We start from the raw sequence: 22,701 nt of genomic DNA, 5'->3' as shown, positions 1-22,701 counted from the left end.
CTGCATCACCGCAACCTACGGGCCTTAACACCAACTTATGGGGGCAACCACACCTTGGCCGTAAAGAAGTCACAGATTTACAGCTCGCTGTGGGCAAGCTGCAATGCATTGCGCGGCGGCATGGATGCTTCGATCTACAAGGATTACATCCTCGTCCTGCTGTTCGTAAAATATGTTTCCGACAAATACGGTGATGATCCCTATGCGCCCGTGATTGTGCCCAAGGGCGGCAGCTTCGCCGATATGGTGAAGCTGGTTGGCAGCAAGAACATCGGCGAAGGCATCAATACCATCATCGCGACGCTGGCCGAGCAAAATGGCTTGCGTGGCATCATCGACAATGCTGACTTCGACGATAGCGACAAGCTCGGAAAGGGCGATGAAAAGGTCAAACGCCTTTCGAACTTGGTCAGCATCTTCAATCGGTCCGATCTCAGCTTCAAGGGCAATCAGGCTGGCGGAGATGATATCCTGGGCGATGCCTATGAATATCTGATGCGCCACTTCGCCACCGAAAGCGGCAAGAGCAAGGGCCAGTTTTACACCCCCGCCGAGGTGTCACGGATCATGGCGCGGGTGATCGGTGTGCATGAAGCGAAGAGCGCCAGCCAGACAATCTATGATCCCACCTGCGGATCAGGCTCGTTACTGCTGCGTGCCCACCATGAAGCGCCGGTTGATCTCACGATCTATGGCCAGGAAAAGGACGTGGCCACACGCGGCTTGGCCGTGATGAACATGTTCCTTCACAACGTGCCCACTGCCGAGGTGAAGGCGGGCAACACGCTGACCGAGCCACAATTCCAGAAGGCGGGCGCACTCGACAGGTTTGACTTTGTCGTCGCCAATCCGCCCTTCTCGGACAAGGCGTGGATGACCGGCATTGTGCCGGACAAGGACGAGTTCGAGCGGTTCGAGCACTTTGGGATACCACCGAAAAAGAATGGCGATTATGCCTATCTGCTCCATGTCGTCGCGTCGATGAAATCGACCGGCAAGGGCTGCATCGTCATGCCCCACGGCGTGCTGTTTCGCGGCAACACCGAGGCGACGATCCGCAAGAAGCTGATCGAGCGGAGATACATCAAGGGCATCATTGGCCTGCCTGCAAACCTGTTTTTCGGAACTGGCATCCCCGCCTGCCTGATCGTCCTGGACAAGGAGCACACGGGCAACCGCAAAGGGATCTACATGATCGATGCCTCAAAGGGCTTCGTGAAGGATGGTCCCAAGAACCGGTTGCGCGACCAGGATGTGCACAAGATTGTCGATTGCTTCACCCGACAGCTGCATGTTCCTGGCTATGCCGAGATGGTTTCGTTCGAGCGGATTGAGGCCGAGGGATATAACCTCAACATCCCGCGCTACATCGACAGCAGCAGCGCCGAGGATTTGCACGACATCGAGGCGCATCTTCGCGGGGGGATTCCGGCGGCGGATATCGATGCGCTGCAACCCTATTGGGACGTCCTGGCCGAAACGCGAGCCCGCCTGTTTGGTGATGGACCGCGCCCCGGCACAGTGTCGCCATTGGTGTCTCCAATAGAGATGAAGGCAGTTATTTGCGATGGTGAGGATTTTGCGGCCTATGCACAAGCAGTGCATCAGGCGTTCGCAGGTTGGCGCGATGCGCACCGGCCCGCCCTGGCCGGCTTCGGGGTTGGGCACAGCCCGTCTGCGCTGATCCATGCCTTGTCGGAGGATTTGCTGGGTCGGTTTGCCGAACTGCCGCTCATCGACGGCTATGACGTGTATCAGCACCTGATGTCCTATTGGGACGAGGTGATGCAGGACGATGCCGGCATCCTCGCGATTGACGGCTGGGACGCGGCGAAGGTGATCCGCAAGGTTGAGCGGGACGAAGACAAGAAGTTTGCCGAAGAGCCGGATATCAAACTGGGCGGCGGCAAGAGCGCGATCTATCTCAAGGCCGAACTGATCCCGCCCTCGCTGATCGTGGCGCGCTTCTTTGCCGATGAGGCAGCGGAGATTGAACGGCTGGAGGGCGAGGTCGAGCGGCTGGAAGCCGAGCTTGCGGCGATGGTCGAGGAACATGGCGGCGAAGACGGTGACCTGTCCGAGGCGGTAGATGAGGACGGCGATTTTGACGTGAAGGCAGCGAAGGTTCGCCGGGCAGCGATTGTCGCCGCGTTTGACAAGGGCATCTTCAAAAAGTTCGAGAAAGCCGAGAAAGCAGGCACGGCTATACCAGATCGGCTGTGGTCCGAGTTCGTGGAGGAACTGCCGGAATTCCTCGAGTTTTTCCAGATCGACGAGGCGCTGAGACTGGCTGACGCGATCAAGGATGCAAAGGCCGATGTGAAGGCGGCGAAGGCCGCGCTCGATGGGACGGTGGTGAATCAATATACCAAGCTGACGTTGGACGAGGCCAAGGCGCTGGTGATCGACGACAAGTGGCTGGCACGGTTGGCGGCGGCGGTGGAAGGCGAGCTTGCGCGGGTGGCGCAGCGGCTTTCGGTGCGGTGCGGCGAACTGGCCAAACGCTACGACCGCAACCTGCCTGACTTAATGCAGGCAGCGAACGATGCGCAGGCGCGCGTCGCGGCACATCTGGCGAAGATGGGTTTCGCTCTATGAGTGTGCCCGCCGGATACAAGATGACCGAATTAGGCGTTCTCCCAAATGACTGGGATGCGAAGCCGCTCAATTCATTGAAGCCGTTCATCACCAGCGGATCGCGTGGCTGGGCCAAGTATTACGCCGAAACCGGCGACGCTTTCGTTCGGATCACGAATCTATCGCGGGAAAACATCTATCCCGACCTATCTGATCTCAGGTGCGTCAAGTTGCCGGAAAGCGAGAATGAGGGCACCCGCACCGCACTATGCAATGGCGATGTGTTGGTCTCTATAACCGCCGACATTGGCATAATTGGCTATGTTGATGACCGCGTGCCAAAGCCTGCCTACATCAACCAGCACATCGCAACGGTTCGGGTTGATCAGACGCAAGCCAATCCCAAGTTTCTCTCATATTTTCTTGCGACCGAAGGCTCTCAGCGTCGTGTTCGCGCCACAACCGACGCGGGTGCGAAAGCGGGCATGAGCCTAACCGGCGTTGGGAATCTGCTTGCTGCAATTCCCCCAACTGTTGCCGAACAATCTGCCATCGCCGAAGCCTTGTCGGACATGGACGAGGCGATTGCGGCGCTAGAGGCAGTGATCGCAAAAAAGTGCGCCCTTAAGACCGCGACCATGCAAGCCCTCCTCTCCGGCACCCGCCGCCTTCCCGGTTTTTCAGGGGAGTGGGAAAGCCGACCGCTTGCGGCCCTCTGCTCAATGAAAAGCGGCTTTGGGATCACGAGCAAATCGTTGTCTGATTACGGTCCATATCGCTGCTTTGGAGGCAATGGCTTTCGAGGGTTCACTGATCGCTATACTCATGAGGGAGTATTTCCGCTTGTTGGCCGCGTTGGCGCCCTGTGCGGCAATGTTACCTTAGCAGAAGGTAAGTTTTTCGCCTCAGAGCACGCCATTGTAGTGTCACCCAACTCAGATACGTCAGCTTTGTGGCTCGCAATCGTGCTACGAGACTTGAATCTGAATAAATTCTCGGAGGCATCGGCTCAACCCGTGCTTGTGGTTTCCAAGCTTCTTCTCATCCACTGCCTTACGCCGCCGACTAAAGATGAGCAGGACGCAATTGCATCGGTCGCTATGGACATGGATTCCGACATTGCTGTGGATCAGGCGCAACTCGTAAAGCTGCGACAGGTCAAAATTGGGATGATGCAGCAACTCCTCACCGGAAAGATCAGGCTGGCATGACCGATCCCAAGCCCATCCCTGTCGGCCAAATCGAGCGCGTGGTTCAGAACCGGGTGGTGGCGCTGTTCCGGGATCGGCTGGGCTACACCTACCTCGGCGACTGGCACGAGCGCGAGAACAACCGCGCCATCGAGCGCGATTTGCTGGGCCGGTTTCTGTCGGAAGAACAGGGCTATGACGCCGAACTTATCAAGCGGGCGCTTTTCCAGCTTGAGCAGGCGGCGGGCAATCAGTCGGCTTCGCTTTTCGACGTGAACCGTGAAGTCTATGGCCTGCTGCGCTATGGCGTGAATGTTTCCACCGGGGCGGGCGAGCACAAGCGCACGGTCGAACTGATCGACTGGCAGAACCCTAGCCGCAACCATTTCGCGATTGCCGAGGAAGTGACGGTTGCCGGGCAGCACATCCGCCGCCCCGACCTGGTGCTTTACGTGAACGGGCTTGCGGTTGGCCTGATCGAACTCAAGCGGTCCACGGTTTCTATTGGAGAGGGCATAAGGCAGGCGATTTCACTGCAAGGTCCGCAGTTCATCCGCCCGTTCTTCGCCGCGATGCAGCTGATCATGGCAGGCAACGACACCGAAGGTCTGCACTACGCGACGACGCAAACCCCGCAAAAATTCTGGCTGCGCTGGTTGGAGGAAGGCGCGGAGATCGATTCCACGCAAAGCCTTCTAGATCAGGCGCTTGCCCAGCTGTGCAACAAGGACCGAATCATCGAATTGATGCACGATTTCATCCTTTTTGACATGGGCGTGAAAAAGACCTGCCGGCACAACCAGTATTTCGGGATCAAGGCGGCGCAAGCCTATGTGAAGCGGCGCGAAGGCGGGATCATCTGGCACACCCAGGGATCGGGCAAGAGCCTGACGATGGTGTGGCTGGCCAAGTGGATCAGGGAAAACATCACCGGCAGCCGCGTGCTGCTTATCACCGACCGCACCGAACTGGACGAACAAATTGAAGGCGTGTTCCAAGGCGTGGGCGAGCCGATCTATCGAACCAAGAGCGGCGCGGACCTGATCGCCAAGCTCAACGACACGATCCCGCCGCTGATCTGCTCACTGGTCCACAAATTTGGCGGCAAGGAGGATGACGACAGCATTGCCGACGATTTCATCGCCGAACTGATGAAGGCGATCCCTTCAGATTTTGCGCCCAAGGGCGACCTCTATGTGTTCGTGGACGAGTGCCACCGGACGCAATCGGGCAAACTCCACTCCGCGATGAAGGCCATCTTGCCCGATGCGCTGTTCCTGGGCTTTACCGGCACGCCGCTGCTGAAGCGAGACAAACAGACGAGCATGGAGGTGTTCGGCCCCTTCATCCACACTTACCGCTATGACGAAGGGGTGCGCGACGGGGTGGTTCTGGACCTCCTCTATGAAGCGCGCGACATCGATCAGGACATCACGTCACCCGAAAAGATCGACAAGTGGTTCGAAGCGAAAACCGCAGGCCTCTCCGACCTCGCCAAGGCGCAGGTGAAGGAAAAATGGGGCACGATGCGCAAGGTCATGTCCAGCAAGTCGCGCCTGGAAAAGATCGTGCAGGACGTTGTGATGGATTTCAGCACCCGCGACCGGCTGATGAGCGGGCGCGGCAATGCCATCCTGGTATCGGACAGCATTTATAACGCCTGCCGCTATTACGAGATGTTCCAGCAGACGCCACTCAAGGGGCAGTGTGCCATTGTCACTAGCTACGAACCTTCGGCGGCAGACATCAAGAAGGAAGACACTGGCGAAGGGCTGACTGAGAAGCTGCTCCAGCACCAGATTTACACCGACATGCTGGCTGGCAAGACCACCGAAGAGTTCGAGAAGGCAGCCAAAAAGAAGTTTATCGATGAACCGGGGCAGATGCGGCTTCTGATTGTGGTCGCCAAGCTGCTGACTGGGTTTGACGCGCCTTCGGCCACCTATCTCTATCTCGACAAGCAGTTGCAGGATCATGGGCTGTTTCAGGCCATTTGTCGGGTCAACCGCCTTGATGGCGACGACAAGGATTATGGCTACATCATCGACTACAAGGACTTGTTCAGAAGCCTTGAGCGGTCGATGAAGGACTACACTTCGGAAGCCTTCGATGCCTATGCCAAGGAGGATGTAGAAGGGTTGTTGTCCAACCGCCTCGAGAAGGCAGCGCAACAGCTGGGGGACGCTCTGGAGACGATCCGGGCGCTGTGCGAGCCAGTAGAAGCGCCCCGTGACACGCCTGCCTTCATCCGCTTCTTCTGCGGCGGCAACATCAGCAACAAGGAGGGGTTGAAGGATACCGAGCCCAAGCGGTTGGCGCTCTATCAGTGCACCGCAAAGCTGATCCGCGCCTATGCAAACATTGCAAACGAGATCGCAGAGGCGGGTTATGACCCAGGCACGGCCAAGGCAGTGCACGACGAAATCGCGTTCTATGAAAAAGTTCGCAACGAGGTGAAACTGGCCAGCGGCGACTTCGTGGACCTGAAGCTCTATGAACCGGCGATGCGGCACCTGATCGATGCCTATATCCGCGCTGACGAGAGCGAAAAGATTTCCGCATTTGATGACATGACGCTCATCCAGCTCATCGTAGAGCGTGGCGAAGGGGCCATCGACGCTTTGCCCGAAGGTATCAAGGGCAGTCAGGAAGCTGTGGCCGAGACCATCGCAAACAACGTCCGCAAACTCATCATCGACGAAACACCGGTCAATCCACGCTATTATGAGCAGATGTCGCAACTGCTTGACGATCTGATTGAGCAACGGCGGACCGACGCAATCGATTATGAAAAATATCTCGCGAAAATACTGGAGCTGGCAAAGAAAGTTGCAGCACCACAGGGAGGTAGAGCGCGACCAGTTGAGATCGATACGCCCGAAAAAGTGGCGCTGTTTGATTACCTCGGAGACGATGCCTCGCTCGCAATTGCCATCGATGCCGCAATCCGAGCGGTCAAGAAAGACGACTGGCGAGGCAACCTCATGAAGGAGCGCGAGATCAAGCGGGCCATCCGGCAGCATGTGGATGATGGCAAGGTTGAAGACGTATTTGACCTGGTGAAGGGTCAACATGGCTATTGAAACCTGCACCCTAAATGTCGGCGGCTTGTCCATCGACTTGGTGCGCAAGCCTATAAAAAACCTTCATCTTGCAGTTTATCCGCCCGATGGACGCATCCGCGTTGCTGCCCCATGGCATGTATCCGAGGATGCAATTCGGCTCGCAGTCGCTACGCGGGTTGCATGGATCAATCGCCAACGCCGGAACTTCAAGGCGCAAGACCGCCAAACCGAGCGGCGGTATGTCTCAGGAGAAACTCATTACTTCCTAGGCAAGGGATATCGGCTGCAAGTCACCAGCGGAGGACCGCCCATCCGCATCCGGCTAGCAGGAGGCAATCGCATAGAGTTTTTCGCTCCTGTGGAGGCCAGCAGTGAGGCACGAGAAAAAGCCATGCAGATTTGGCATCGTCGTGAACTTCGCGCGCGAGCTGAAGCGGAAGCGACAAAATGGGCCGCGCGGTTGGGGCTTGAGCCGCCTGCGGTTGGTATCAGGAAAATGCGCACGAAATGGGGGACATCAAATCCTGCCGCACGGCGTATCTGGCTGAATCTAGAACTCGCCCAAAAGCCTCCTCGCTGCATCGCTTACATCGTGTTGCATGTGATCGTTCATTTCATACATCGCAAGCATGGCAACGAGTTCGTGGCACTTATGGATCGCCAAATGCCAAACTGGCGCGCTATTCGTGACGAGCTGAACAAGCTACCTTTAGCTTCTGTGCCCTTCTGCGAGGTGAAGGCATGACAAACCTTTTCAAGATCCAAGGCGGTCGCCTAGTCCGTGCCGAGCGGCGCGCCTTGTCTCAGGAAAGTCAGATTGAGGGTTGGGTTGCCGATGACCCATCACTGTTGGGGCTCGATGCTCTGATAATCGGTCGTCAAGTTGCAACCGATCACGGAAAGTTCATTGATCTGCTGGCACTCGACCGCTCAGGCGGGCTGGTTATCATCGAACTCAAGAAGGACCGCACGCCTCGCGATATCGTCGCGCAGATACTGGACTATGCCACTTGGGTGCGCACACTGACCACGCCCGCTGTGTATGAGTTGGCAGAGCGCTATCTCCCAGCCCGTCTGGCAGCCACATTTCAAGAGCGCTTTGGCGAACGCATCCCCGAACAGCTGAACGGCAGTCACTCCATGCTGATCGTTGCCAGCGAGTTGGACCCCGCCTCGCGGCGGATCGTCGAGTATCTGTCTGAAGAGCATGGGGTGGCCATCAATACTGCCTTCTTCACGGTTTTTGGGGCGGATGGTGGAGAGTGGCTGACCACGGACTTTTTGCTCGATCAGGCGGCAGTTGAGGAGCGCTCAGAGCGGAAGGTTCGAGCGCCTTGGTCCGGCTTCTTCTTTGTCAACGCTGGACTCAGCGATCACCGCTCGTGGAAAGACATGAGGCGCTATGGCTATGTGCAAGCCGGCGGCGGCCCCTTTTATTCGGGACGTCTGGATCAGTTGAATGTGGGCGACAAGATTTTCGCTTATCACAAGGGTGCAGGTTACATTGGTTATGGGATCGTGACCTCTCCGAAAGTTTTGGCGAGCCAGTTTGAAACGGCTAATGGTCCACTGTTCGACCAGCCATTAGACGGCCCAGCCATAAAATCGCGGTCAACCGATCCCGCGCTTGCCGAGTATGTAGTGGGTGTTGAATGGAAGCGCACTTTCGAAGCTCACGATGCGCGCACATTCAAAGGGGCGTTTGCCAATCAAAATGTGGTTTGCCGGCTCCGTGATCCCGAGACTGTAGATTTTCTCATTCGGGAGTTCGGAGTGGAAGATGCGCAAGATTGAAAATCTGGGCCGCCTCTGGGGGCGGTGTAACACACTGTCACACAATTATGTGGCACAAGAGGCATCCACATTCTATAATATGCTCTATTAAATCAATTATTTAGAGACGCGCTTGATCTCAACCTTCCCCTCCTCGCGGGGCATCCAGCGCGGCAAGGCCGCTCGCATCATGGCATGCGCCGGGCCGTGATCACCACATCGATATCGTCGGGACGCGGATTGAGGAAATCCAGCCGCGTACGCCCATCGGCTGTGGTGCTGATCGCAGCCGGTATCGTCGAATTGGCGAGCATCCAGCCGGCCGGCAGCACGACGGCATTGGCCGGGCGGCCAAACGCGCGGTGCCAGACAAGTTCGCCGGCCACGACACGGTAGCGATCGGGATCGGTGTAGGTTTCGGCGATGCGGATGCGCCGGCTGCCCCCTGCCGCCACGGGCGGAAAGCGGAACACCACTGCCGTGGTGTCCGCGGTCACACGCGTTTCCCGGGGGTCGATGGCGGTGATCGCCGCCCCTTTCACCAGTTCCGTGGCCAGCGCCGCACCCGTATCCAGGTCCCGCGCCGACGGGTTGGATACCGTGCTGCCTGCCCGGACGACATTGACATAGGCGCCAACGCCAGCCCGTTCCTCGGTATAATCGTGGGTAAGATCAAAACTGTGGGTATCGGGTTCGCGCAGATAATAGACGATCTCGCGGGTTTGCGCCGCGCGTTCGACGAGCCGGGCCGCCATCGCTGATCCCGCAGCCATCACGCCGCCCGGAACGGCACGAATTCGCAGCGGCATCGGCGCTGGCGAGGCGTTCAGGAACGACAGCGCGATGCGGCCATCGGCCTGTTGCAGCACCTGCACAAGCACATTCACCGACACCAGCCGATAGCCTGCCGGCAAGACAATGCTGTTGCGCTTGATCCCCAGCGAACGATCGAACACGATGGCGTCTCCATCGCTGTAATAGCTCTTGGCGTCTTCATAGGTCTTGTCGATCCGGATGCGCCCGCCGCCGCCTTCGGGCACCGGCCGCGCCAGCGTGACCGCGATATATCTGCTTCCCGGCGGCGCGTTGGCGACTCCGCCGGTCCGGGCGATTTCGCCATCAACTTCGGCAAAGGCCAGCGGCGCGCCCGTCGCCCGGTCGGTCACATGCTCGTCGGTGGCGATGCTGCCGGCGCGGATGGGATTATAATAAGTTCTGGCCCCCGGCGTTGTGGCGGTGATGTCGTACACGATGCGGAACTTGTGGGATGAAGGCGCGAGCAATTCATAGCGCGTGTAGGCCCCGTCGTCGGTTTGCGCCGGTGCAGCGCGTGCGGCCCCCGCCATGACCAGCAACAGGACCGCCCCGGCTGCACACATTTGCCACAAGCCAGGCCGTGCTGCTGGTTGCATGTCTGCCTCCCCTGCGCAGATGCGCACTGATCCTAGCTGGCCAGCGCCAGTTCCGTCGCTTCGGCAATGGCGCGCTTGGCGTCCAGCTCCGTCGCTTCGCTGGCGCCGCCGATCAGCTTGGCCTTCAGCCCGCGCGCCAGCAGTGCATCATAAAGCGTCCGTTCCGGCTCCTGCCCGGCGCAGATGATCACCGTGTCGACCTCGAACAGCCGCGGTTCATTGCCGATCAGCGTGTGCAGGCCTTCGTCATCGATCCTGAGATAGGTGACGCCGCCCATCATCTTGACGCCGCGCCGCACCAAGCTCAGCCGGTGTGTCCAGCCGGTGGTGCGCCCCAGTGTCTTGCCCGGCGCGCCGTCACGGCGCTGCAGGATCACCACCTCGCGATCGGTCTTTTCGATCTGCGGCACCAGGCCGGTAACACCGCCACGCGGGTGATTGACGAAATCCACCCCCCATTCGCGGCAGAAGGTCGGGATATCCACCGCCGCCGACGGCCCGGCATGGGTGATCAGCGTCGCCACGTCGAACCCGATGCCGCCCGCGCCCATGATGGCCACGCGACGGCCAATCGGTCGGCGGCCCAGGATGGCGTCGATATAGGGCACCGCCTTGGGGTGATCGATCCCCGGCATGTCGGGCGTGCGCGGGCGAATGCCGGTGGCGACAATCACTTCGTCGTGGCCAGCCGCGGCCAGGCTGTCGGCATCGACACGAGTGTTGAGCTTGAGCGTGATGCCCAGTTTTTCGATCATGCGCTTGAAATAGCGCAGGGTTTCGTGAAACTCCTCCTTGCCCGGCACGCGCTTGGCAAGGTTGAACTGGCCGCCGATTTCGGATGCGGCATCATACAGCGTGATCCTGTGGCCGCGCTGGGCGGCCTCCACGGCAAAGGCGAGGCCCGCCGGCCCGGCGCCAACCACGGCCAGATCGCGCGGGGCGGCCGCCGGCACCACCGGCATCAGCGTTTCATTGCAGGCGCGCGGATTAACCAGGCACGAGGTCAGCTTGCCGGTGAAGGTATGATCAAGGCAGGCCTGGTTGCAGGCGATGCAGGTGTTGATCTCGTCCTCGCGGCCTTCCCACGCCTTGTTGACCAGATCGGCATCGGCCAGCATCGGCCGCGCCATAGAGACGAGATCGGCATGGCCGGCGGCCAGCACCTGCTCCGCCGTTTCGGGCATGTTGATGCGGTTCGAGGTGATCATCGGCACGCCCACATGCTTGCGGATTCGCCCCGTCACTTCGGCAAAGGCGGCGCGTGGCACCATGGTGGCAATGGTCGGCACTTGCGCTTCGTGCCAGGTGAAGTGGGTGCTGATGATGGTCGCCCCGGCGGCCTCCACCGCATGCGCCAGCTGAATCACCTCCTCGCCCGACATGCCGCCTTCCAGCATGTCCATCGCCGGGATGCGGAAGATCAGGATGAAATCGTCGCCCACAGCCGCGCGCGTGCGGCGGATCACCTCGACGGGGAAGCGCATGCGGTTTTCGAAACTGCCGCCCCATATATCCGTACGGGTGTTGGTCTTCTCGACGAGGAAGGTGGACAGGAGATATCCGGCCGAACCGATGATCTCGACGCCATCATAGCCGGCGGCCTTCGCCAGCACCGCGCAATTGGCGAAATCGGCGAGCTGCTTCTCGATCCCGTCGGCGTCCAACTCATTGGGCACGAAGCGACCGATGCGAGAACGGATGGCGGATGGCGCCACGCAAGCCGGCGTGCCAGCCAGCGGGCCGGCGTGGAGAATCTGCATGACGATCTTCACATCGGGCGCGGCAGTGTGCACGGCCTCGGTGACGATGCGGTGTTGGGCGGCTTCCTCCGCCGTTGAAAGCTTGCCGCCGCCGCCGGCTTCATGATTGGGGGCAATGCCGCCGGTGATGATCATCCCCACCCCGCCCTTCGCCCGCTCGGCAAAGAAGGCCGCCATGCGCTCGAACCCACCCTCGATATCTTCAAGGCCGGTGTGCATCGATCCCATCAGGATGCGATTCTTGAGGCGGGTGAACCCCAGATCGAGCGGGGTGAAGGTGAGCGGGTATTTTGGGTGAGCCATGGGGGAGAGGCTATCAGGGGCGGCGGGGGGCGTCATCCTTCCTAGATTGCAGAGGGCAGCGCGTGTTGGCGCAGCCGGCGGCAGAGCCGCCGAGTCTGCTGGGGTGGCAGCGAAGGGAAGGAAAGAGCGTGGCAGAGCCACGTCGTCGGACGACACACGAAAAAGGCGACCTGAGGGTCGCTTTTTTGGTCGCCGGCCGATCTTGTGCGAGTCTGACTGCGGCACGCAGCCAGCCGCACTGCGATTTGGTGCACCAAAGAGGACAAAACTGGGCACTGGAATCATTGGGAAATTTTGACGCAGTTGACCTGACGCCCTGATTTTCCTCCACGATTGATTAGAGTCCGGCCCTTGGAGGGGACGGACGATGAAGCGAACGCGGTTCACGGAAGAGGAGATAATCGGCATTTTGAAGGAGGCCGAGGCGGGCGCGAAGACGGCTGAGCTGGCCCGGCGGCACGGTGTGTCGGAAGCGACGATCTACAACTGGAAGGCCAAGTATGGCGGCCTGGAGGTGTCCGAGGCGAAGCGGCTTCGGGCACTGGAGGAGGAGAACGCCAAGCTCAAGCGGCTGCTGGCGGACACGATGCTCGACAACGCGGCGTTGAAGGATCTGCTGTCAAAAAAATGGTGACGCCTGCCGCGATGCGGGAAGCGGTGGCGCATCTTCAGGCCAGCCTGGGGATGAGCGAGCGGCGGGCGTGCCGGGTTGTTGGGGCTGATCGCAAGAGCGTGCGTTATCGCTCGACGCGGCCGGATGATGCCGACCTGCGTGAGCGGCTGCGTGCGATGGCGGCTGAGCGCCGACGGTTCGGCTATCGCCGGCTGCACATCCTGCTGCGCCGCGACGGCGTGCTGGTGAACCGCAAGAAGACCCAGCGCCTCTATACCGAGGAGGGACTGACGGTGCGCAAGCGACGGGCACGCCGGCGTGCTGTCGGTGTCAGGGCGGCGCCACTGGTGCTGGCGCTGCCCAACCAGCGCTGGAGCCTGGACTTCGTCCACGACCAGATGGCATCCGGGCGCCGGTTCCGCGTGCTGAACATCGTCGATGACGTGACACGGGAGTGCCTTGCCGCAGTGCCAGACACCTCGATCTCCGGTCGCCGGGTGGTTCGGGAGCTGACAGAGCTGATCAGCCATCGTGGCAAGCCGGGCATGATCGTCAGCGACAATGGCACGGAACTGACCTGCAACGCGGTGCTGGCCTGGTGCAGCGAGGCCGCGATCAACTGGCATTACATCGCCCCCGGCAAGCCGATGCAGAATGGCTACGCGGAATCGTTCAACGGCCGGATGCGTGATGAACTGCTCAACGAGACGCTGTTCCTCAGCCTCGACCATGCCCGCATCGCGATCGCGGCCTGGGTGGCGGACTACAACCAACACCGGCCACACTCGGCCCTTGGCTACGAGACCCCAGCGGCGTTCGCCGCTGAACTGAACAAGAAATGGCCTGCTCCGCTGCGCCCTTCGGGCTCCGCTCCACAGGCCATTGCTTCCAACGCGCCCATGCGCAACAACAATCGCCCGGCTCTAATCCCCGCTGGATGAAATCAGGGGGTCAGGTCACAGTCTGTTGTCTGGCCGTGGTCGTCCAAAAATGGCTTGTGGCGCGGGGCAGGTTGACCCAACTGGCTGCCTCTGGTGCCAGCACATTTTCGAGATTGCTTGGCCTTGGTGACTATCGTTTCAGCGATCCGGGGGGGGCGTGTCGGAACCAGCAACGCCGGGTGGCAGGGCCGTTACGGTTCGCCCCCAGATAATGGGCCATTTGGCCCCAGCGCAAACATCCACAAGCAGCGTTGACATGGACTGTACAATCGTACAGTAATTTGGCCATGTTTGATCAGACGCCATCGCTTCCGCCGCGGCCCGAGACTCAGGAAGACCGGCCGCGCACCCTGGCCGAGGCCAAAGCCTGGATGCTGGATCGGGCGTCGCGCAAGATCCACCCGATGAACAACCTGTCGCTCGCCGACACGAAGGCCGTCGTTGACCAGTTGCAAGGGCTTGATCCTGTTTCGTGGGCGTCGGCGTGGAGCCAGGCGGGGGAAGCGGCGTTCAGTGCGGCTGCGGCCATCGCCGATCCGGTTGAACGGCGTGCCGGCTATCTGCGGGCCCACGGGTTTTTCTTTCTGGGGCGGTTTCCCTGCCCCAACCACCCTGACAAGCTGGCCTGCGCCGAGCGTGAGCGGGACGCCTATCTCGCAGCGGGCGCCTTGTTCAATCCTCCGGTTGTGCGCGTCACGGTGCCGTTTGAAGACAGTGAAGTGGTGTTCCTGTACCGACGCCCCCCTGGCATCGAGCGACCACCCGTTGTGGTCATGTGGGGCGGGGTCGATGCCTGGAAGGAACAGATGACAGCGGCGAGCGATCTCGTGCTGGCGCGCGGGATTGCCACGATTGCGGTCGATGGGCCGGGAACCGGCGAAAGCCCGGTCAAAGGCACGCCCGACGCCGATCGCCAGTTCCTGCCGGTCCTCGATTGGGCTGCAGCCCAGGCCGACCTGCGGGGCGCTCGGGTCGGTTTGCTGGGTCGTTCGTTCGGCGGCTATTGGGCGACAAAACTGGCCCATGTCGTTCCCGATCGCATTGCCGCAGCGGTGAACTGGGGCGGCGGCGCACATTTCATGTTCCAGCGCGAGTGGATCGACCGTTCGCGCCACCCGGACAGCTATCTGATGGAACTGGTGGAAACGCGGATGCGCATGCTTGGGGTGGACAGCGAGGAAGGCTATGCAAGGGCATTTGCAAGCCTGTCGCTGCTTGATCAGGGTTTGCTCGATCGGCCTTCGGCCCCGCTGCTTCTGGTAAACGGGCGCGGCGATACCCAATGCCCGGTTGCCGACATCGATCTTCTCACCGGCCATGGCAGCCCCAAGACGGTGCGAATGTTCCCCGGCGGCCATATGGGCATCACGCCCCAGACCTTGCCGCTGATCGTCGATTGGCTGTGCACGCGCGTGGCGGCAGACGCATGATGGCGCGCAACTGGGTTCTCGATGTGCCGACGGACGATGCCTACCGGATCGGCCGCATCCTGTTTGACGTCCAGCATGATCGTGCCGAGGAGGCCCGGTTCTTTGCTGATCCGGCCGCCTATCTGGCCTCGGCGGACATCTCGGAGGGCGCGCGCAAGGCCCTGGCCGAAACCGATATCGGCGCCTTGTATCTTCTTGGCGCCAACCCGTATCTGCTGCGCGCTTATTGCTTGCAGCTGCGGGTCCCCGAGGCCAAATATCTGGCGGCGCTGCGGGCTGTCGAGGGCCAAGCCCATGGCTGAAATCGCTGGGGTTTTCGCCGTTAGCCATACCCCCATCATGAGCAACATGCCCGATGCACCGGGCGTCTCGCGGCGTGATGCCGCCTTCGCGCAGTTCGAACGAGTCGGCGCGGAGATCGACAGCCTGGCGCCCGACGCCGTGCTGCTGATTTCGAATGATCATCTTCACAACTTCTATCTCGACAACCTGCCGGCTTTTTGCATCGGCATCGCATCATCTTACATCAGCCCGGTCGAAGGCTGGCTTAAGGTGCCAAAGCAGACCCTGCCGGGCGATCCGTTGCTGGGTGCGCATCTGCTGCGCGAAGTGATTGAAGCCGGTTTCGATCCGGCCCTGTCGATGGAACTCGTCCTTGATCATGGCACGCTGACGCCGCTTGATCGCGCCGGCATCGCCGGCCGCCATCCGCTGGTGCCGATCCTGGTCAACGCCGTGCAGCCACCGATGCCGACGATGCAGCGCAGCGTGGCGCTGGGCGGTGCTCTGCGCGCGGCCATCCAGTCATATAAAGGTGCCGATCGGGTCGTGGTGCTGGCAACCGGCGGGCTCAGCCATGATGTCGGGACGCCGCGCATGGGCCAGCTCAATGCGGAATTCGACCGGCAGTTCCTGCGCCATCTGGAAGCCGGCGGTCTTGACGTTGCCGCCCAATACGCCCGCGCGCACGTGAATTCTGCCGGCAACGGGGCAGAGGAAGTGCGAAACTGGCTGGTCGCCCAGGGCATTGCCGCAGGAGCACCGTTTGAAACCTATTTCTACGAGGGCATGGCCGAATGGTATACCGGCATTGCCCTCGGTCGTTGGCGGCTGCCATGACGATGGCCGCCCATCGCGCCGGTCCGTCCGATGCACCGGTGCTGGTGCTGTTGCATGCCATAGCAACATCCTCGGCACTCTGGACGCCCCAACTGGCAGCACTCGCATCACGGTTTCACGTGGTTCGCATCGATCTGCCGGGGCATGGCGACAGCCCGGCCATGACGGGAAGCCCCGGTTATCCCGACTATGCCGACGCGGTTGCCGCCACACTTGCCGGGCTCGGCATCCACAGTGCAAGCATCGCGGGCCTTTCGTTCGGCGCCATGGTGGCCATGCAGCTTGCTGTCCGGCACCCGGCGCTGGCAAGCCGGGTTGCCCTGGCCAATTGTGCGGCATTCACGCCGCCACCGGTGGCAGACATGTGGCGGGCGCGGATTGCAGCGGTGGAACAGGGCGGCATGGCCAGCCAGCGCGCCGTCACGCTCGATCGCTGGTTCACCCCCGGTTTCGCGGCATCTGCGGCGCTGACACTCGACTGGATCGGCAGCATGATCGAGGCGACGCCGTCGGCCGGCTTCATCGCGGCGGCCAGGATGATTTCCTCCCTCGATCATCGGGATATCCTGTCCGCGATCGCCTCTCCCACGCTGGTGTTGAGCGGCGCGCATGACCTTGCAACGACGCCGGCCATCATGGCCGGCATCGTTGCGGCACTGCCCCATGCGCAACTGGCCAGCCTCGACGCCGCGCATCTCGCCAATGTCGAAGCGCCCGTTGCCTTTGCCGAAGCGCTCGGGGCGTTCATGCTGGCGGCATGACGCGCATCGCCCTGATTCATGCCCTGCGCCAGTCGGTCGATCCGATCGCCGACGCGTTTGCTGTCCATTGGCCGGAAGCGGAAATCAGCAACCTCCTCGATGACAGTCTGTCGGCCGATCTTGCCCGCGATGGGCAGCTGAACGAGGCGATGGTTTCGCGCTTCCTGAAGCTGGGGCGTTATGCGCGCGACTCCGGGGCCGATGGCATATTGTTCACCTGTTCCGCCTTCGGCCTGGCAATCGATGCCGTCGCCGCCGATCTGGCACCGATGCCGGTCCACAAGCCCAACAGTGCGATGATCACCGCAGCGTGCGCGGCTGGCCAGCGCATCGGCCTGCTGGCCAGCTTTGCGCCAACGCTGGCCAGCATGGTTGGTGAATTTCCTGCGGATCGCACGATCGTGGCCTGCCATGCAGCCGGCGCGCTCGAGGCCTTGGCGGCAGGCCGCGGGCCGGACCATGATGCGATTGCGGCGTCCGCTGCCATGGCGCTGACCGATTGCGACGTGATTGCGCTGGCGCAGTTCAGCCTGGCCAGGGCCGCTGCTGCCGTGGCGGCCGCCACTGGCCGCCCGGTGCTGACCACGCCGGAATGTGCGGTCAGTGCGCTTCGGATGGCGATGGAATAGGTCGTGCCGGATAGGGGCCCAATCGGGCAAAACCGATCATGAACAGACCGGTGGCAACCGCAAGCACAATCAGGGCCACCGAATAGCTGCCGGTTGACGCCACGCTTGCGGCGATGGTGGCGGCGCCGGCGCCTGCTCCCATCTGGAACAGGCTGAAGATCGCGCCATACATCTTGCCGAACGAGCGCATCCCGAAATAGCGGCGCAGCACATAGGCGAGAATGTCGAACTCGGCGCCTGAAATCAGCCCGAGCAACACAGCCGCCGCCATCGCCAGCGGCACCGGCGGCCCGGCGGCAAGGGTGAGTAGCGCGGTGGCAGAAGCCGCTGCAAAGATATTGGCGACGCGCACCGCGTGAAAGCGGTCGAGCAGCCAGCCAGTGAAGAACCGACCGGTGAGTGCGGCGATGCCGAACAACGACATGCCAAGGACCGCCGTCGCCTGACTGGCGCCGGTCGACGCCAGAATCGGCACCAGATTGGCCAGCAGGCCGGTGCCGGATATGCCGAGCAGGAAGAAGCCGACCGCGATCGTCCGCCATTCCTTCTGCCGTGCCATTTCGGCGTAGCCCCACAATGCGGCAGGCTTGCCCGGCGCCGCATCTGCCGGGCGTTCGCGCAGGAACAACAGGGCAACGGGCAACGCTGTCAGCGCCAGCAACCCCATGCCGACAAAGGCGTTGCGCACGCCAAAGGCTTCGATCATCCGGTTGGCGATCGGCGGCATGATGATCGTGCCGATGCCAATGCCGGCATTGGCAACGCCGATCGCCAGGCCAAGCCGCGCAACAAACCAGCTGCTTACTGATTTCAGATAGGATGCAGGCCAGACACCGAACGCGAGAATCGGCAGCATCACCCAGGCGGCATAGAATAGGGTCAGGCTGCGCGGCAGCAGCGCCAGCGCGGCCAGGCCAAGAGCGAACAGCGGCACAGACACCAGAACAACGCGCCGCGGCCCGAACCGATCGATCAGCAGGCCCTGTATCGGTGCAACCAGCATGATGGTGACCGCCATCAGGCTGACAGCAAAGCCGATCTCACCGCGACTCCAGCCGAATTCGGCCGAAAGCGGCGCGACGAACGTGCCAAAGCTGGCGACAAGCAGCGCCGACGGTCCGACCGCGAGGCACAGCATGGCCGCGATCGAAACGCGCCAGCCGGCAGGCCCATCAACCCGGTCAGCCGCGATCATGCGCTCATGCCGCCATCGATCATCAGCGTGCTGCCGGTGGTGAAGCTGCTGTCGGGGCTGGCGAGGAACAGCGCACCGCGCGCCACCTCCACGGGATCGACGTGACGGCCAAGCGGTATCATCTGATTGAATTTCGCAGCGGCATCACTGCCGGTGGCGGCGGTCATCTGGATCTCGGCGGCGCGCATGAAGTCATTGTCCACCGGGCCGGGGTTGATGGTGTTCACGCGAATGCCGCGACCCGCGACCTCCTTGGCGATCCCACGTGCCAGGCCAATCTGGGCGTGCTTGGCCGCGACATAGGCACAATTGGCAGGGACCCCCATGACGCCAACCACGCTCGAGGTGATGATGATGCTGCCGCCATTGGCCATGTGCGGCACAGCATATTTGCATGCCAGATAGGATCCGCGCACATGCACGGCCATGATGCTGTCGAACATCGCTTCGGGATAGTCGGTCACGGGCAGGATCGGCCCATCGTTGCCGGCGTTGCTGAACAGAACATCCAGCCCACCAAAGCGCGCCAATGTGGCGGCCACATAGTGTTCGGTATCCGCCGCACGGGTCACATCCGCTGCCACGGCCAGCACGCGATCACCATCAAGTGCGGCGGCAGCCGTGGCCAGCGCGGCCTCATCGCGATCGACGATCACCACCCGTGCGCCTTCATCCACAAACAGCCGCGCGGTCGCGAAACCGATGCTGCCGGCTCCGCCGGTGATGATGCAGATCTTGTCGGCCAATCGATTCATTGTTTAGCTCCGCGTTCACCGCCACCATGATTGCCCCCGGCCGGCAGAGCGACTAGCTGTTGCAGGAACGGAAAGGACCCAGATTGATCAAGCCGACCCGAAAGGAACTCATCCTTGATGCAGCCGAGGTCCTGTTCGCCGAGCGCGGTTTCGATGGCGTTTCGATGCGCATGGTTGCTGATGCGGCTCCCGTCGGATTGGGGCTGCTTACGTATCATTTCGCTACCAAGGAAACCCTTTTCGAAGCGGTTGTGGAGCGCCGGGCCAGCGTTTTGTCCGGCGCTCGGCTGGATGCTCTGGCGGCGTTGGTCGACCCGACGCTGGAAGAGCTGATGGACGCCTTCATTCGGCCATACCGTGACCTGATCATGACCGGCGGGCCGGGCTGGCGATCCTACGCCCGGCTGCACGCGAATCTGACGCAGGACGCGCGCTGGACGGCATTGGCCATGCGCAATTTCGGCGATGTCGGCCGCACGATGATCGACAGAATCTGCGCGGCCGAACCGGGGATCGACCGCGCACTGGCAGTGCGCGGCTATGTGCATGTCATCGGCACGATGGTGAGCGTGTTCGCCAACACCGGTCTCATCGACCAATTGTCGGGCGGCACATTGTCAAGCCATGACATCGATGCCAGCCTGGCGCCGATGGTGCAATTCGGCGCTGGCGGCATTCGCGCGCTTGCGAAGCCAGCGCCGAGCAACATTTGACGCTGGCCTTCAAAAGCCGACCGACGCACGAATGCCGAATGTCCGCGGCGGACGCAGGGCGTTGTAGACGACCGGCAGCACCGGACGCAGCGAGGACGATGCGTAGATTGTCCGATTTTCGGCGTTGTTGACGAAACCCGTCAGGGACCAGCGCTCATCATCTGCGGCAAGCGTCAGATACAGGTCCGACATGCGATAGGCGGCCTGCTGCTGTTCCGGGAGAAACTCGATGGCAAGGAAGCGGCTCGATTCGATCCGTGTCCGCACCCCCGGCGTCAGCATCAGCTTGCCCAGCTTGAAGCTATGCTCATACCCAAGGTTCAGTGACCATTTTGGAGCGTTGATCCCCGATTTGCCGGAACAATTGATGCTGAACAGACGTGCCGGTGCTGCGACCGGCAGCGAGGTATCAGGGCTGACCGCACACCCGGAACGCACCGGCGCACCGGTTGCCGAGATCGCTGTGTAGACAAAGCTGTCATATTTGCTGTCCAGATACTGGATATTGGCTGTCAGGCGATCATTGGGGGTCGGCTGGAACAACAGCTCGAGTTCTGCGCCATACATCCGTGCCTGACCGGCATTGACCGTCTTGCCGCCGGCGCCGAAGATCCCCGGCGCCGTTTCGACCGGTCCAACGAAACCGATCTGCTGGTTGCTGTAGTCCCAATAAAAGGCTTCAACATTGAGCTGCAACCGATTGTCGAAGAAGCGGTTCTTCGAGCCGATGGTGTAGGCCGTCAGGGTTTCGGGATCGAACGTGTTGTTCCGGATGGCCACAAAGAAGCCGCCTGCCTTGAAGCCGGTCGCGACATTGGCATAGAGCAGCGAGCGTTCCCCGGCATCATACTCGACGCCGACCTTCCAGGTCACCTTGCTGAAATCAAGATCACCCGTCACGGTGTTGAAGGGCGGATTGGGGTTGGCAAGGCTTTGCTGGCGCAAGGGCGTATTCTGGCTCTTGCTCTCATTGGTGTAGCGGGCGCCGCCGACCAAGCGCAGGCCTTCGGCCACATCATAGGTCAACTGGCCGAAAATCGCCCTGCTGGTGGTATTGAGGTTGGGATTGAAGGTGGTCCGGGAGATGAGACCCTGGGTGAAGGCATTTTGTGCCTTCTGTGATTCGGTGAACAGAAATGCCCCGAGGACATAGCGCAGCCGCTGATCATCCTTCGACGCAAGGCGCACTTCGAGACTGCCCTGATCATCGATTTCGCTCACGGCGGCGCGAAACCCGAGATTGAATGAAACAAAATTGGGCTCGCTGCGCCGATAGCCAGCCAAAACGGTCAGCGTTGCAAAATCGAGATCGGCCTCGACGGACCCCGTGACGCCATAGAATGTGCTGTCGACAAAGCCATCCTGGTTCGGCGTTGCTGCGAGCCCGGGATTGACCAGCGCCGCATAGCGCAAGCGCAGTTCATCGACACTGCGCGGATCGGCACCACCAATGCGACTGGACACCGGCGGGGCCGTCGGCGTGTTCACGCCCGGCACCAGCACCGATCCGACGCCCCGTCCACCCTGGTGGAAATAATCACCGGTCAGCTGAAACGACAAACGGTCATTGGGCTTGACCAGCAACGAAATGCGCGCCGCCTGACCGACTTCGTCGTCATAGCCATCCGACAAGTAACCGTTGCGGTCAGAAACCTGGCCGGCAACACGCACGGCAGCGATATCACCGATCGGGATATTGACCGCAACAGAGCCGCGCTTTGAGGCGTAATTGCCAAGCTCTGCAGTTGCATCAACACCAAAATCGCCGAGTTCGGGAGCCTTGGGAATGACGTTGATCGCCCCGCCGGTGGCGTTGCGACCATAGAGCGTGCCCTGCGGGCCCTTCACCACCTCGATGCGTTCAAGGTCGAAGAATGTGCCCAGCGGCGACGTCGGCCGCGCGACATAGACCTCGGCGAAGTTGAACGCGATCGCGTTTTCAGCAAAGGCGTTGGTGGCATAGGAGCCGACCCCGCGCAGATAGAAGTTCGTGCTCGAACCACCATTCGGCTGGACGACCAGCGACGGCACCAGCCGTCCGAGATTCTGCACATCCGACACGCCGGACGCGATCAATTCCTTTGACGAAACGGCTGACACCGCCACCGCGACACGCTGGAGGTTTTCCGATCGCCGTTGGGCGGTGACGATGATTTCCTCGATGCCGGAGTCTTCGGCCGGTGCTGCCGCCGCGGTTTGGGCCAGCGCAGTGGACGCGCTGCAAACGGCAATCGCGGTTGTGCAATAAAAGCAGAGCTTCTTCATAACGTTCCCCTCCCAAATGCCGGTGCGCTTATGTGGCGATCACCCAAACCCGGACTGCCTGTTGCGATGATTAGACATACCGTACGATCGTACAGGAATTTGCACATCTATCCGGTATGTCAAGGGGCTGTTTTCAAGGAACTGTAACTATCTGAATCATAACGCTTAAAGCGCATATCTCCGAAGATGCCTGCTCAAGA

Annotated in this window: 17 protein-coding genes; 12 read left to right on the top strand and 5 right to left on the bottom strand. The window is 61.2% G+C overall.

The genetic code is table 11. From position 1 onward, the window contains the following. Positions 1-54 precede the first annotated feature (54 nt). The 5 genes from D619_RS0105755 to D619_RS0105735 are packed head-to-tail and all read left to right on the top strand — an operon-like array spanning position 55 to position 8,626. Complete coding sequence (locus D619_RS0105755; protein WP_026090754.1) at positions 55-2,598, top strand: type I restriction-modification system subunit M; 2,544 nt, start codon at positions 55-57, stop codon at positions 2,596-2,598. Continuing rightward, entirely contained in the window at positions 2,595-3,788 is a 1,194-nt protein-coding gene (locus D619_RS17155) for a restriction endonuclease subunit S (RefSeq protein ID WP_017667622.1), read from the top strand. Before D619_RS0105755 ends, D619_RS17155 begins: the two co-directional genes overlap by 4 nt. After that, positions 3,785-6,850: an HsdR family type I site-specific deoxyribonuclease gene (locus tag D619_RS0105745; protein ID WP_017667621.1), complete on the top strand. Its 3,066-nt coding sequence runs from the start codon at positions 3,785-3,787 to the stop codon at positions 6,848-6,850. Before D619_RS17155 ends, D619_RS0105745 begins: the two co-directional genes overlap by 4 nt. Continuing rightward, positions 6,840-7,577: a SprT family zinc-dependent metalloprotease gene (locus D619_RS17565; protein WP_081587051.1), complete on the top strand. Its 738-nt coding sequence runs from the start codon at positions 6,840-6,842 to the stop codon at positions 7,575-7,577. Before D619_RS0105745 ends, D619_RS17565 begins: the two co-directional genes overlap by 11 nt. After that, on the top strand, positions 7,574-8,626 hold the full coding sequence (locus D619_RS0105735; protein ID WP_017667620.1) for an endonuclease NucS domain-containing protein: 1,053 nt from the start codon (positions 7,574-7,576) through the stop codon (positions 8,624-8,626). Before D619_RS17565 ends, D619_RS0105735 begins: the two co-directional genes overlap by 4 nt. Before the next feature lie 167 nt (positions 8,627-8,793). On the opposite strand, the gene D619_RS0105730 is transcribed toward D619_RS0105735, so the two are convergent. Next, positions 8,794-9,951, bottom strand: a complete 1,158-nt coding sequence (locus D619_RS0105730; protein ID WP_152417316.1) for a hypothetical protein — start codon at positions 9,949-9,951, stop codon at positions 8,794-8,796. Between the two features lie 98 nt (positions 9,952-10,049). Beyond that, complete coding sequence (locus D619_RS0105725; RefSeq protein ID WP_017667618.1) at positions 10,050-12,080, bottom strand: NADPH-dependent 2,4-dienoyl-CoA reductase; 2,031 nt, start codon at positions 12,078-12,080, stop codon at positions 10,050-10,052. A gap of 367 nt (positions 12,081-12,447) precedes the next feature. On the opposite strand from D619_RS0105725, the gene D619_RS0105715 reads away from it, so the two are divergent. From D619_RS0105715 to D619_RS0105690, 6 genes are all read left to right on the top strand, one after another. After that, positions 12,448-13,634, top strand: a protein-coding gene (locus D619_RS0105715) for an IS3 family transposase (protein WP_152417314.1) whose coding sequence is annotated in 2 segments (ribosomal slippage) — positions 12,448-12,700 and positions 12,700-13,634 — 1,188 coding nt in all. Because the reading frame shifts where the segments join, the coding sequence is not laid out codon by codon here. 287 nt (positions 13,635-13,921) lie between these two features. Beyond that, complete coding sequence (locus D619_RS15720; protein ID WP_017667615.1) at positions 13,922-15,064, top strand: alpha/beta hydrolase; 1,143 nt, start codon at positions 13,922-13,924, stop codon at positions 15,062-15,064. After that, positions 15,061-15,366 (top strand): hypothetical protein, encoded by a 306-nt coding sequence (locus D619_RS0105705; RefSeq protein WP_017667614.1) that lies wholly within the window; start codon positions 15,061-15,063, stop codon positions 15,364-15,366. The genes D619_RS15720 and D619_RS0105705 overlap by 4 nt, the downstream gene beginning before the upstream one ends. Continuing rightward, positions 15,359-16,183, top strand: a complete 825-nt coding sequence (locus tag D619_RS0105700; protein WP_017667613.1) for a hypothetical protein — start codon at positions 15,359-15,361, stop codon at positions 16,181-16,183. The genes D619_RS0105705 and D619_RS0105700 overlap by 8 nt, the downstream gene beginning before the upstream one ends. After that, positions 16,180-16,944 (top strand): alpha/beta fold hydrolase, encoded by a 765-nt coding sequence (locus tag D619_RS0105695; protein ID WP_017667612.1) that lies wholly within the window; start codon positions 16,180-16,182, stop codon positions 16,942-16,944. The genes D619_RS0105700 and D619_RS0105695 overlap by 4 nt, the downstream gene beginning before the upstream one ends. Then, positions 16,941-17,573, top strand: coding sequence for a hypothetical protein (locus D619_RS0105690; protein WP_017667611.1), 633 nt, complete (start codon positions 16,941-16,943; stop codon positions 17,571-17,573). The genes D619_RS0105695 and D619_RS0105690 overlap by 4 nt, the downstream gene beginning before the upstream one ends. Here D619_RS0105690 and D619_RS15715 read toward each other — a convergent pair. Further along, on the bottom strand, positions 17,545-18,768 hold the full coding sequence (locus tag D619_RS15715) for an MFS transporter (RefSeq protein WP_017667610.1): 1,224 nt from the start codon (positions 18,766-18,768) through the stop codon (positions 17,545-17,547). The two genes, D619_RS0105690 and D619_RS15715, sit on opposite strands and share 29 nt — an antisense overlap. After that, positions 18,765-19,523, bottom strand: a complete 759-nt coding sequence (locus D619_RS0105680; protein WP_017667609.1) for an SDR family NAD(P)-dependent oxidoreductase — start codon at positions 19,521-19,523, stop codon at positions 18,765-18,767. The genes D619_RS15715 and D619_RS0105680 overlap by 4 nt, the downstream gene beginning before the upstream one ends. An 83-nt stretch (positions 19,524-19,606) precedes the next feature. Between D619_RS0105680 and D619_RS0105675 the strand changes: the two genes are divergently transcribed. After that, positions 19,607-20,236, top strand: a complete 630-nt coding sequence (locus D619_RS0105675) for a TetR/AcrR family transcriptional regulator (RefSeq protein ID WP_017667608.1) — start codon at positions 19,607-19,609, stop codon at positions 20,234-20,236. Positions 20,237-20,245: 9 nt separating this feature from the next. On the opposite strand, the gene D619_RS0105670 is transcribed toward D619_RS0105675, so the two are convergent. Further along, positions 20,246-22,501, bottom strand: coding sequence for a TonB-dependent receptor (locus tag D619_RS0105670; protein WP_017667607.1), 2,256 nt, complete (start codon positions 22,499-22,501; stop codon positions 20,246-20,248). Positions 22,502-22,701: the final 200 nt, after the last annotated feature.

It is taken from the genome of Sandarakinorhabdus sp. AAP62 (assembly GCF_000331225.1).
GTDB lineage: Bacteria > Pseudomonadota > Alphaproteobacteria > Sphingomonadales > Sphingomonadaceae > Sandarakinorhabdus.
Note: the sequence above shows the minus strand (reverse complement) of the source record. Positions and strands in the feature narration are given on the sequence as shown.

Coding starts and splice junctions, on each gene's coding strand:
- D619_RS17155 (WP_017667622.1), top strand. CDS start 2,595: ATGAGTGTGCCCGCCGGATACAAGATGACCGAATTAGGCGTTCTCCCA.
- D619_RS0105745 (WP_017667621.1), top strand. CDS start 3,785: ATGACCGATCCCAAGCCCATCCCTGTCGGCCAAATCGAGCGCGTGGTT.
- D619_RS17565 (WP_081587051.1), top strand. CDS start 6,840: ATGGCTATTGAAACCTGCACCCTAAATGTCGGCGGCTTGTCCATCGAC.
- D619_RS0105735 (WP_017667620.1), top strand. CDS start 7,574: ATGACAAACCTTTTCAAGATCCAAGGCGGTCGCCTAGTCCGTGCCGAG.
- D619_RS0105730 (WP_152417316.1), bottom strand. CDS start 9,951: ATGGCGGGGGCCGCACGCGCTGCACCGGCGCAAACCGACGACGGGGCC.
- D619_RS0105725 (WP_017667618.1), bottom strand. CDS start 12,080: ATGGCTCACCCAAAATACCCGCTCACCTTCACCCCGCTCGATCTGGGG.
- D619_RS15720 (WP_017667615.1), top strand. CDS start 13,922: ATGTTTGATCAGACGCCATCGCTTCCGCCGCGGCCCGAGACTCAGGAA.
- D619_RS0105705 (WP_017667614.1), top strand. CDS start 15,061: ATGATGGCGCGCAACTGGGTTCTCGATGTGCCGACGGACGATGCCTAC.
- D619_RS0105700 (WP_017667613.1), top strand. CDS start 15,359: ATGGCTGAAATCGCTGGGGTTTTCGCCGTTAGCCATACCCCCATCATG.
- D619_RS0105695 (WP_017667612.1), top strand. CDS start 16,180: ATGACGATGGCCGCCCATCGCGCCGGTCCGTCCGATGCACCGGTGCTG.
- D619_RS0105690 (WP_017667611.1), top strand. CDS start 16,941: ATGACGCGCATCGCCCTGATTCATGCCCTGCGCCAGTCGGTCGATCCG.
- D619_RS15715 (WP_017667610.1), bottom strand. CDS start 18,768: ATGATCGCGGCTGACCGGGTTGATGGGCCTGCCGGCTGGCGCGTTTCG.
- D619_RS0105680 (WP_017667609.1), bottom strand. CDS start 19,523: ATGAATCGATTGGCCGACAAGATCTGCATCATCACCGGCGGAGCCGGC.
- D619_RS0105670 (WP_017667607.1), bottom strand. CDS start 22,501: ATGAAGAAGCTCTGCTTTTATTGCACAACCGCGATTGCCGTTTGCAGC.